The sequence below is a fragment of the Nocardioides pelophilus genome (genome assembly GCF_014180685.1).
GTDB lineage: Bacteria > Actinomycetota > Actinomycetes > Propionibacteriales > Nocardioidaceae > Nocardioides > Nocardioides pelophilus.
In genome coordinates this window covers 1-9,302 of sequence record NZ_JACEHF010000165.1, presented here as the reverse complement: position 1 = coordinate 9,302, position 9,302 = coordinate 1, and the positions used below count along the sequence as shown (strand labels likewise).

11 protein-coding genes are annotated in these 9,302 nt (G+C 70.0%); 9 read left to right on the top strand and 2 right to left on the bottom strand.

Translation table 11 applies throughout. The features are described from left to right. The first annotated feature begins 300 nt into the window (after positions 1–300). The 4 genes from H0488_RS19335 to H0488_RS19320 all read left to right on the top strand — a co-directional run bounded on the left by H0488_RS19335 (position 301) and on the right by H0488_RS19320 (position 2,207). Positions 301–729, top strand: a complete 429-nt coding sequence (locus H0488_RS19335) for a helix-turn-helix domain-containing protein (protein ID WP_183100866.1) — start codon at positions 301–303, stop codon at positions 727–729. A 42-nt stretch (positions 730–771) separates the two neighbouring features. Further along, positions 772–1,353, top strand: a complete 582-nt coding sequence (locus H0488_RS19330; protein WP_183100865.1) for a hypothetical protein — start codon at positions 772–774, stop codon at positions 1,351–1,353. Between the two features lie 78 nt (positions 1,354–1,431). Next, positions 1,432–1,713 carry a DUF2516 family protein gene (locus H0488_RS19325; RefSeq protein WP_183100864.1) on the top strand — a complete coding sequence of 94 codons (282 nt, stop codon included), beginning with the start codon at positions 1,432–1,434 and terminating at the stop codon, positions 1,711–1,713. Positions 1,714–1,892: 179 nt separating this feature from the next. Then, positions 1,893–2,207 carry a phosphomannose isomerase type II C-terminal cupin domain gene (locus H0488_RS19320; protein ID WP_376768480.1) on the top strand — a complete coding sequence of 105 codons (315 nt, stop codon included), beginning with the start codon at positions 1,893–1,895 and terminating at the stop codon, positions 2,205–2,207. 25 nt (positions 2,208–2,232) lie between these two features. On the opposite strand, the gene rfbB is transcribed toward H0488_RS19320, so the two are convergent. After that, complete coding sequence (rfbB, locus tag H0488_RS19315) at positions 2,233–3,234, bottom strand: dTDP-glucose 4,6-dehydratase (protein WP_312856437.1); 1,002 nt, start codon at positions 3,232–3,234, stop codon at positions 2,233–2,235. A gap of 18 nt (positions 3,235–3,252) precedes the next feature. On the opposite strand from rfbB, the gene rfbA reads away from it, so the two are divergent. From rfbA to galE, 4 genes are all read left to right on the top strand, one after another. Further along, entirely contained in the window at positions 3,253–4,131 is an 879-nt protein-coding gene (gene rfbA / locus H0488_RS19310; RefSeq protein ID WP_183100862.1) for a glucose-1-phosphate thymidylyltransferase RfbA, read from the top strand. 113 nt (positions 4,132–4,244) lie between these two features. Beyond that, positions 4,245–5,552: a hypothetical protein gene (locus H0488_RS25150; protein WP_446685630.1), complete on the top strand. Its 1,308-nt coding sequence runs from the start codon at positions 4,245–4,247 to the stop codon at positions 5,550–5,552. Continuing rightward, positions 5,449–6,147, top strand: a complete 699-nt coding sequence (locus H0488_RS19300) for a calcium-binding protein (RefSeq protein WP_183100860.1) — start codon at positions 5,449–5,451, stop codon at positions 6,145–6,147. The genes H0488_RS25150 and H0488_RS19300 overlap by 104 nt, the downstream gene beginning before the upstream one ends. After that, entirely contained in the window at positions 6,125–7,189 is a 1,065-nt protein-coding gene (galE, locus tag H0488_RS19295; protein ID WP_220794794.1) for a UDP-glucose 4-epimerase GalE, read from the top strand. The genes H0488_RS19300 and galE overlap by 23 nt, the downstream gene beginning before the upstream one ends. A gap of 283 nt (positions 7,190–7,472) precedes the next feature. Here galE and H0488_RS19290 read toward each other — a convergent pair whose 3' ends face one another. Further along, the gene (locus tag H0488_RS19290; protein WP_183100858.1) at positions 7,473–8,930 is read right to left on the bottom strand and encodes a sugar transferase; all 1,458 of its coding nucleotides are present in this window, start codon (positions 8,928–8,930) and stop codon (positions 7,473–7,475) included. A gap of 171 nt (positions 8,931–9,101) precedes the next feature. Here H0488_RS19290 and H0488_RS19285 point away from each other — a divergent pair. After that, positions 9,102–9,302, top strand: a 201-nt coding sequence (locus tag H0488_RS19285; protein WP_376768479.1) for a hypothetical protein, incomplete at its 3' end; no start/stop codon positions are given.

The window sequence follows — 9,302 nt, the reverse complement described above, 5'->3', positions numbered from 1 at the left end:
CCTCCTCGACCAACGGGGGGGGCGGGTCGCTGGGCGACCTGCTCGACCGACGGGGGGCGGGTCGCTGGGTGACCTCCTCGACCGACGGGGGGCGGGTCGCTGGGTGACCTCCTCGACCGACGGGGGGCGGGTCGCTGGGTGACCTCCTCGACCGACGGGGGGCGGGTCGCTGGGCGACCTGCTCGACCAACGGGGGGCGGGTCGCTGGGCGACCTCCTCAACCGACCGGGGAGACCGTGTGAACCAGTTCACGTGCCCTCAGCTTGCAAAGTGCTAACTATTGCTAGCAGGATGGGGGGCATGGTGAAGGTGAAGGTGACCGAGACAGTCGGCGCACTGGGTGACTACCTCAAGGAGCAGCGCACGCAGTCGCGCCTGTCCCTGCGGCAGCTCGCCGAGCAGGCCGGCGTCTCCAACCCGTACCTGAGCCAGATCGAGCGCGGGCTCCGCAAGCCCTCGGCCGAGGTGCTGCAGCAGATCGCGAAGGCGCTGCGCATCTCCGCGGAGCAGCTCTACATCCGGGCCGGAATCCTCAGCCCGGATGACGGCGTGGGTGGCTCGGTCGAGCTCGCCGTACTCGGCGATACCGGCCTCACCGAGCGGCAGAAGCAGTCGCTCCTCGATGTCTACGCGTCGTTCCTGGCGCTCAACGAGGCCGACACGGCGCCTGCGCCCGTCGACCGCGACGAGCCCGGCCACACCGACGTGGCGACCGCCCCCTCCCTATAAGACGCACGACCCCCCAACACACGAAGAAGGGTGTTATCCACCATGCCGAAGTTTGAGCTCCCGAAGTTCGAGGTTCCCAAGGTCGACCTGAAGTCGATCGACCTCCCCGAGGTCCCCGAGGCCGCCGCCAAGCCGCTCTACGCGGGTGTCGGCGCCACCGACCTGGCCGTCGAGAAGGTCAAGGTCTACGTCACCGACGTCCAGACCAAGGTCAACGCTCGCGTCGCCGACGTGCAGAAGTCCGTCAAGGAGTTCGAGGTTCCCCAGCCGAAGACCCTGCAGGAGAAGGCCGCCGCCACCTTCGCCGACAACCGCGCGAAGTTCGAGGCCAAGCTCGCCGAGCTCCAGGCCGACGCCAAGGAGCTTCCGACCAAGCTGCAGACGACGGTCAAGAAGCAGTACGACGAGAACGTCGCGACCGTGACCGGCACCTACGCCGACCTCGCCAAGCGTGGCGAGAGCGTCGTGACCAAGCTCCGCAAGGGTGACGCGGTGAAGGCCCCGGCTTCCGTGCCCGGCTCCGTCGCGAAGAACGCTCCGGCGAAGAAGTCGCCCGCCAAGAAGGCTCCGGCCAAGAAGGCTGCCGCCAAGAAGGCTCCGGCCAAGAAGACCGCTGCCAAGTGAGCTAGCGCTTCAGCCGACGAGGCCCCGAGGGTGATTCCCTCGGGGCCTCGTTCATTTGACCGATAGAATCGGGCCATCATGGATGTGTTCCTCGTCGAGAGCTACGTACAGCTCGTGGTCTTCTTCGTGCTGCTCGTGATCAAGATCTTCGCGTTCGTCAGCTCGTTGCTCTACTCGGGGGAGGCCTACCTCGCCGCGGACAAGCTGAACAAGCCGACCTGGTGCATCGTGCTCGGCATCGCCGTGGTCCTGCAGCTGCTGCCGCTCCCGTTGATGATCATCAACCTGGCCATGACGATCGCGGCGCTGGTCTACCTCGCCGACGTCCGTCCGGCGCTCACGGGTCTGCGGCGGCGCTGACCGGTTCGCCGATTTCGAGTCGAATGTTCTCCTGATCCGTACCTTCGGTATCCCTGCCGTCGTTACGGTGGGAGGTATGCACGCCTGTGGGGGCGTGGAGGACCTGGGGACAAGTCCGGTGGAGAGTGGGGAAGACGTTGATCGGTGACAGCGCAGTTCGACCGTGGGGATCGTGGCAGGTGCTCGACGAGGGCGAAGGCTTCAAGGTGAAGCGGATCGTCGTCGAGCCGGGTTCGCGGCTGTCGTACCAGACTCACGAGCACCGGGCGGAGCACTGGACGGTCGTCTCCGGCACCGCCACCTGCGTGATCGCCGGCGAGGTGCTCGTGCTCAACGTCGCCGACTCGGTCAACGTCGGGATCGGTGAGCCGCACCGGATCACCAACGAGCACGACCAGCAGCTCGTCATCATCGAGGTCCAGCACGGGGCCTACACCGGCGAGGACGACATCTGCCGGCTCGAGGACGACTACGGCCGCGTCGAAGTCGGCTGACCGACCTCGACTGAGTCAGACTGACTCACTTCCCCTTGGCGGCGTACGCCGCCTCGATCGCGGCCTTGCCGGGACGCCACCAGTCCTGGTGGTCGGCGTACCACGCGATGGTGCGCTCCAGGCCCGCCTCGAAGTCGCCGTGCTCCGGTAACCAGCCGAGCTCCTCGCGCAGCCGGCTCGCGTCGATCGCGTAGCGCAGGTCGTGGCCGGCGCGGTCGCTGACGAGGTCGAAGTCGTCCTCGTCGCGGCCCATCAGCCGCAGGATCAGGCGCACCACCTCGACGTTCGAGCGCTCCCCGTCCGCTCCGATCAGGTAGGTCTCGCCGACCCGGCCCCGCTCGAGGATGGCCAGCACCGCTGCGCTGTGGTCGCCGACGTGGATCCAGTCGCGGACGTGGGCGCCGGTTCCGTAGACCTTCGGGCGGTCGCCGGTGAGGACGTTGGTGATCTGGCGGGGGATGAACTTCTCGACGTGCTGCCACGGCCCGTAGCTGTTCGAGCAGGTCGAGATCGTCGCGCGGACGCCGAAGCTGCGCACCCAGGCGCGCACCAGGTGGTCCGAGCCGGCCTTGGACGCCGAGTAGGGACTGCTCGGACGGTACGGCGAGTCCTCGGTGAACCGTCGCGGGTCGTCGAGCGCGAGGTCGCCGTACACCTCGTCGGTGGAGACGTGGTGCAGGCGTACGTCGGCCTTCCGTGCCGCCTCGAGCACGGTGAAGGTGCCGACCAGGTTGGTGTGCACGAACGGCGTCGGGTCCCGCAGCGAGTTGTCGTTGTGCGACTCCGCGGCGAAGTGCACCACCGCGTCGTGCACGGCGACCAGCGGGTCGACGACCGGCGCGTCGGCGACGTCTCCGACGACCAGCCGGAAGCGGTCGGGGGGCAGTCCTTCGAGCGCGGCCGGGCTCGCGGCGTACGTCAGCTTGTCGAGCACCGTCACCGCTGCGTCGGTGCGGTCGAGCAGGTGCCGGACGAAGTTGCAGCCGATGAAGCCTGCCCCGCCGGTCACCAGGATCCGCTGCTGCACGTGCGGCATGCTAGTCCGATGCGGGGGATCATCATGGCCGGCGGCACGGGTAACCGGTTGGGCCCGATCACCCTGGCGATCAGCAAGCAGCTGATGCCGATCTACGACAAGCCGATGATCTACTACCCGCTGTCCACGCTGATGCTGGCGGGGATCCGGGAGGTCCTCGTCATCACGACGCCGCACGACGCCGCCCAGTTCCGGCGGCTGCTCGGCGACGGATCGCAGCTCGGGATCGAGATCACCTACGCCGTACAGGCCTCGCCCGAAGGGCTCGCGCAGGCCTTCGTCATCGGCGAGAGCCACATCGGCGGGGGCTCGTCGGCGCTCATCCTCGGCGACAACATCCTCTACGGGCCCGGGCTCGGCGGGCGCCTGCGGCAGTTCGACGACGTCGACGGCGCCGCGGTGTTCGCCTACCCCGTCGCGAACCCCGAGGCCTACGGCGTCATCGAGCTCGACGGCGAGGGACGGCCGACGGCGCTGGAGGAGAAGCCCGAGCGACCGCGCAGCAACCTCGCGGTCCCCGGCCTCTACTTCTACGGTCCCGACGTCGTCGAGCGGGCCAAGGCGCTCCGGCCGTCCGCGCGCGGCGAGCTCGAGATCACCGACCTCAACCTCTCCTACCTGGAGGAGGGGCGGCTGGCCGTGCAGGTGCTGCCGCGCGGGTCGGCCTGGCTGGACTCCGGCACCTTCGAGGCGCTCAACGACGCCAGCAACTACGTGCGCACGCTCGAGGCGAGGCAGGGCACGAAGGTCGCCGCACCCGAGGAGGTGGCCTGGCGGATGGGCTACATCGACGACCAGCAGCTGCGCCGGCTCGGGGAGGGCCTGCGCGCCAGCGGGTACGGCGACTACCTGCTGGGTCTGCTGGCCGAGAGTCATCCACAAGGCTGAAAAACCCGACAAATTGTCGGCGATCCCTCGCGCAGCGGAGCCCGGTGTGTCACGGTCGAAACCGTCCGTCCGGGTCGGGCTCCCCTCCGGTTCCCTGACAGACGGTGGTTGCGATGGCGGCGAGATTCGGGTTGCGAGGACTCGCTCGGACGGTGGTCGTGACGGCCGTGGTCGGAGCGGCGCTGACTGCGCCGGCCGCCGGACCACCCGCTTCCGCCGCTGACCCGTCGAGACCGACGGTGCCTTCGGTCACCGCTGGGACGAACGGCGTCATCGCGTGGACGGAGCTCATCAAGGATCCGGCGAACGGCGCTGTGACCGGCGGCTACCTGCGGTCGAGCGACGGCCGTTCCTACATCGACCTCGACGACGCCAACGCCGCCCTCCGCGACCCGGAGTGGTCACCGGACGGCACGAGGATGGCCTACTGGGCGTTCGGAGCCACCGGGTCGCGCGACGGCATCTGGGTCGTCGCCCATCCGTTCTACAGCCCCGGCCCGAAGGTGCAGATCACCACCGGCTCGTACGACACCGACCCGACCTGGTCGCCGGACGGCACGAAGATCGCCTTCGTCCGCACGCAGGGCGGCAACGGGATCTACGTGGTCGACGCCGACGGTGGGACGCCGATCCAGATCCTGCGCGGCAGCTTCTACGGCAAGGACCTGACCTGGTCGCCCGACGGCGCCAAGATCGCCTTCGCCAACTTCTCCGGACAACCGTTCGCCTCCCCGATGCACGTCTTCGTGATGGACGCCGACGGGGGCACGCCGGTCGATCTGGGCCCGGGTCAGGCACCGACGTGGTCGCCGGACGGCACCAAGATCGCGTTCGAGTTCCCGCAGACACCGTCGAACTACGACATCTACTGGATGAACCCGGACGGCACCGGTCGCCTGCTGCTGCTGAACGCCGGCTACCACGAGCGGGAGCCGGCGTGGGCCCCGGACGGCAGGAGGATGGCGTTCCACAGGCCGGACGGGATCTACACCTACGACTGGACCACCGGAGGCCAGGCGCTCGTCACCTCCGGCTCGAACTTCGAGTCGACGACGTGGGGCGCGAACCAGCCTGTGTGCCAGGGTCGGCAGGTCACCATCGGCGGGACGGCGGGCAACGACACGCTGCGCGGATCGAACGGCGTCGACGTGATCCACGGGATGGGCGGCAACGACACGATCCTCGGCCTGGAGGGACAGGACGTCATCTGCGGCGGTGGCGGGATCGACACGGTCAGCTATGCGGGCCAGACCGCCCCGGCCACGGCGTACCTCGGTGAGACCTCGCCGCTCTCCGGCGTGAGCGACCTGATCGCCGGTGACGTCGAGAACCTGGTCGGCGGCTCCGGGCCCGANGGTCGGCGGCTCCGGGCCCGACACGCTGGTCGGCGACCAGCGTGTCAACCAGATCGACGGCGGTGACGGTGCCGACGAGATCACGGGTGGCGGCGGCTCCGATCGCGTGCTCGGCGGCCGCGGCGACGACCGGCTCGTCGGTGGCGAGGGTGACGACCAGCTCCTCGGCGGCGGTGGCGAGGACGTGCTGATCGGTGACGAGGGCAACGACTTCCTCAGTGGCAGTGGCGGTGACGACGTCCTGCGAGGCGGGGACGGGGCCGACCGCCTGGACGGTGGGTTCGACGCGGACCTGCTGGCCGGCGGGCCCGGGATCGACACCGCCGACTACGGCGCCCGCGCGGTCGGGGTCAACGTCACGATCGGCGGTGGTGGCGACGACGACGGCAGCCGGGAGGACGGCGCCGAGGGTGAGCGCGACCGGGTGCGCGGCTCGGTGGAGAACCTCAACGGCGGCTCGGGTGCCGACGTGCTGACGGGCAACGAGGTCGCCAACCAGCTCACCGGCAACCTCGGCATCGACGAGCTGCGCGGCGGGGCCGGGCGGGACCTGCTGCGGGCCAACGACGGCGTCCGGGACCGGGTGATCGACTGCGGCGAGGGCACCGACGCCAACGCGCTCAGGGACGCGATCGACCCTGCGGCGATCAGCTGCCCTTGACCGCCGGGCGGGGATCCACCCCGTAGGCTCCTGCCCCGTGAAGGTTCTCGTCACCGGCGGCGCCGGCTACCTCGGCTCGATCACGGCAAAGGCGCTCGAGCAGGCCGGGCACACACCGGTCATCCTCGACTCGCTCCTCGTCGGACCCCGGCAGTACGCCGAGGGCCGGATCTTCTACGAGGGCGACATCGCCGACCGCGCGCTGCTGCGCCGGATCGTCGAGGAGAACCCCGAGATCGAGGCCACGATCCACATGGCGGCGCGGATCGTCGTACCCGAGTCGGTGGAGCTGCCCTACGAGTACTACCGCGACAACGTCGCGAAGTCGCTGGAGCTCTTCGACGAGCTCCAGCAGCTGGGCAAGCCGCGGATCCTGTTCTCCTCCACGGCGTCGCTCTACGCGCTCACGCCCGAGTTCGCGGTCAGGGAGACCGATCCGGTCGACCCGAGCTCGCCGTACGCCCGCACCAAGCGGATGATGGAGATGTGCCTGGAGGACATCGCCCAGGCGACCTCGCTGCGCGCGATCATCCTGCGCTACTTCAACCCGATCGGCGCCGACCCCGATCTCGAGACCGGCTACCACCTCAAGGACGCCACCCACGTCGTACCCCTGCTCGCGCAGGCGGCGCTCGGCTACCGCGACTCGTTCACGATCACCGGCACCGACCTCCCCACCCGCGACGGCACGGGCCTGCGCGACTACATCCACGCGTGGGACCTCGCCAAGGCCCACGTGCGCGCCGTCGAGAGGTTCGACGCGGTCATCGAGGCCGAGGGCGCGCCGTACGCCTACCTCAACATCGGTGGGGGTGACGGCGTCACCGTCAAGGAGCTCATCGCCGCCGTCGAGCGGGTCGTCGGCAAGCCGGTCCCGGTGACCGAGGCGCCATCGCGCCCCGGCGACGCGGTCGGCGCCTACGCCAACGCGGACAAGGCTGCCGCGCTCCTGGACTGGCGCACCGAGGCCTCCCTCGACGAGGCCATCGCCTCCGCCCTGGCCTGGGGCGAGAAGCGGAAGTCGGTCCTCGGCTACGAGTAGCTGAGGGGTCTCGTGACGGTCGCTGCGCGACCTCCTCGACCAACGTTGCGCTGCGCGACCTCCTCGACCAACGTTGCGCTGCGCGACCTCCTCGACCAACGTCGCGCTGCGCGACCTCCTCGACCAACGTTGCGCTGCGCGACCTCCTCGACCAACGTCGCGCGCGGCGCCCTCCTCGACCAACGTCGCGCGCGGCGACCTCCTCGACCAACGTCGCGCTCCGCGACCAACGGCCAACTCCGGGTGTCGCGTCACCGTCTGCGACACGCTCGGGCAGTAAAGCTCAGTAGGCGCCTTTGCCGAGGACGACGACACCGAGGGTGCGCCACAGGATGTGGAGGTCCTGGAGCATCGACCAGTGGTCGACGTAGTAGAGGTCGAGGCGGATGGCGTGCTCCCACGAGAGGTCCGCGCGGCCTGAGACCTGCCAGAGGCCGGTCATGCCGGGGCGCACGTGGAGGCGACGGCGGGCGGCGACGTCGTACTGGGCGACCTCGTGGGGGAGCGGCGGGCGGGGGCCGACCAGGCTCATGTCGCCGCGGACGACGTTCCACAGCTGGGGGAGCTCGTCGAGGGAGTAGCGACGCAGCCATCGGCCCGGCTTGGTGATCCGCGGGTCGTCCTCCATCTTGAAGAGACCGCCGTCGTAGCCGGTCGCGACGTGGAGCGCGGCCAGCAGGTCCTCGGCGTCGGTGACCATGGTGCGGAACTTCGCGCAGCGGAACGGGACGCCCTGGCGGCCGACCCGGAGCTGCTGGAAGAAGACCGGCCCACCGTCGTGGAGCTTGATCCGCAGCGCGATCACGAGGAGCAGCGGGCTGAAGAAGACGAGCAGCGCGAGCGCGCCGACGACGTCGAAGGTGCGCTTGCCGAGCCGGGTCGCCTGGGCCCAGGCGGGTGCGCCGAGGTGCATCAGCGGCAGACCGCCGACCGGGCGGAACGAGGCACGGTCGGTGGTGATGCCGGTCGCGCTCTGCGCCACGACCACGCCGATGCCGCGCTCCTCGAGCTGCCAGACCTTCTCCTGGAGCTCCTGCGCGGTGGACGACGAGCCGCCGGCGAACAGGATGAGCTGGGCGTCGCTGCGCAGCGCAGCGCGGGTGACGTCGTCGGTCGAGCCGACCACGGGTACGCCGCCGACGGTGTGGCTGGCGTCGCCCGGGGGCGTCACCGCGCCGACCACGCGGTAGCCGAGCCACGGCGCACGGTCGATGACGCCGTGGACGTCGTCGACGTGCTCGGGAGAGCCGGCGATCAGGACCGGGAGACCGAGGTAGCCGGCGCTGCGCGCGCGGTGGAGCAGGTAGCGGGCGCCCCAGCGGGAGAGGCCGAGGCTGGGGACTCCCACCAGGAAGAGCAGGAGGAAGAACCCGCGGGAGACGTCGGCCTGGGAGATGAACAGGACCAGGGCGAGCAGTCCGGTGAAGGCGAGGCTCGCGTTGAGGACCCGCTTGTACTCGTCGCTGCCGCCACCGAGCACCTGCCGGCGGTAGCCGCCGCCGAGGGCGATCACGACGATCCAGCCCAGCGTGAGCAGCGGCCCGAGGGTGGCGCTGGAGAGGTCGATGTCGGCGGTCGGGTCGAAGTACGGCATCCCCTCGTCGAGGAACGCGGCCACGCCTCCGGCTAGCGACACCACCGCGATGTCCAGGAGGATCAGCGCGCCCGGGAGGAAGCGCAGCGACCGGCTCGACGGGGCGGACAGGGCCTGAGTGCGTGCGGAGGCAGTGTGTCCGATCACCACTGTCACGAAATCACCTCAGCCGTTGCACGCACTTCATGGGGGGTGTGCGAGCTGGGCCGAGCCCCTAGATCAGCACGCACCCTCAACGACGTGCACGGAGATGGGTTACACCGTGGGAAGTTCTGTCTAGACCGCTCCGGCGGCCGGGGCGCCTACGCTCAGGGGCCTATGCCCGTCGACCCGCACTCCGCCCGACGGTTCCGGCGCGCGCTGACCGTGGTCTCGGCCGCCCTGGCGTGGGGACTGCTGATGTCGGCGTGCTCCGGCGACGTCGTCGATCCGCCCGATCCGGAGCCGGTGTCGACGCCGACGAGCGTCGCCACGGCCGCCCCGCCGACGGACCCGACGACCGCACCCAGGACGCCGCGG

What these genes read in the sequence shown, in the direction of transcription:
- H0488_RS19335 (WP_183100866.1), top strand. Translation starts at nt 301, where the DNA reads ATGGTGAAGGTGAAGGTGACCGAGACAGTCGGCGCACTGGGTGACTAC.
- H0488_RS19330 (WP_183100865.1), top strand. Translation starts at nt 772, where the DNA reads ATGCCGAAGTTTGAGCTCCCGAAGTTCGAGGTTCCCAAGGTCGACCTG.
- H0488_RS19325 (WP_183100864.1), top strand. Translation starts at nt 1,432, where the DNA reads ATGGATGTGTTCCTCGTCGAGAGCTACGTACAGCTCGTGGTCTTCTTC.
- rfbA (WP_183100862.1), top strand. Translation starts at nt 3,253, where the DNA reads ATGCGGGGGATCATCATGGCCGGCGGCACGGGTAACCGGTTGGGCCCG.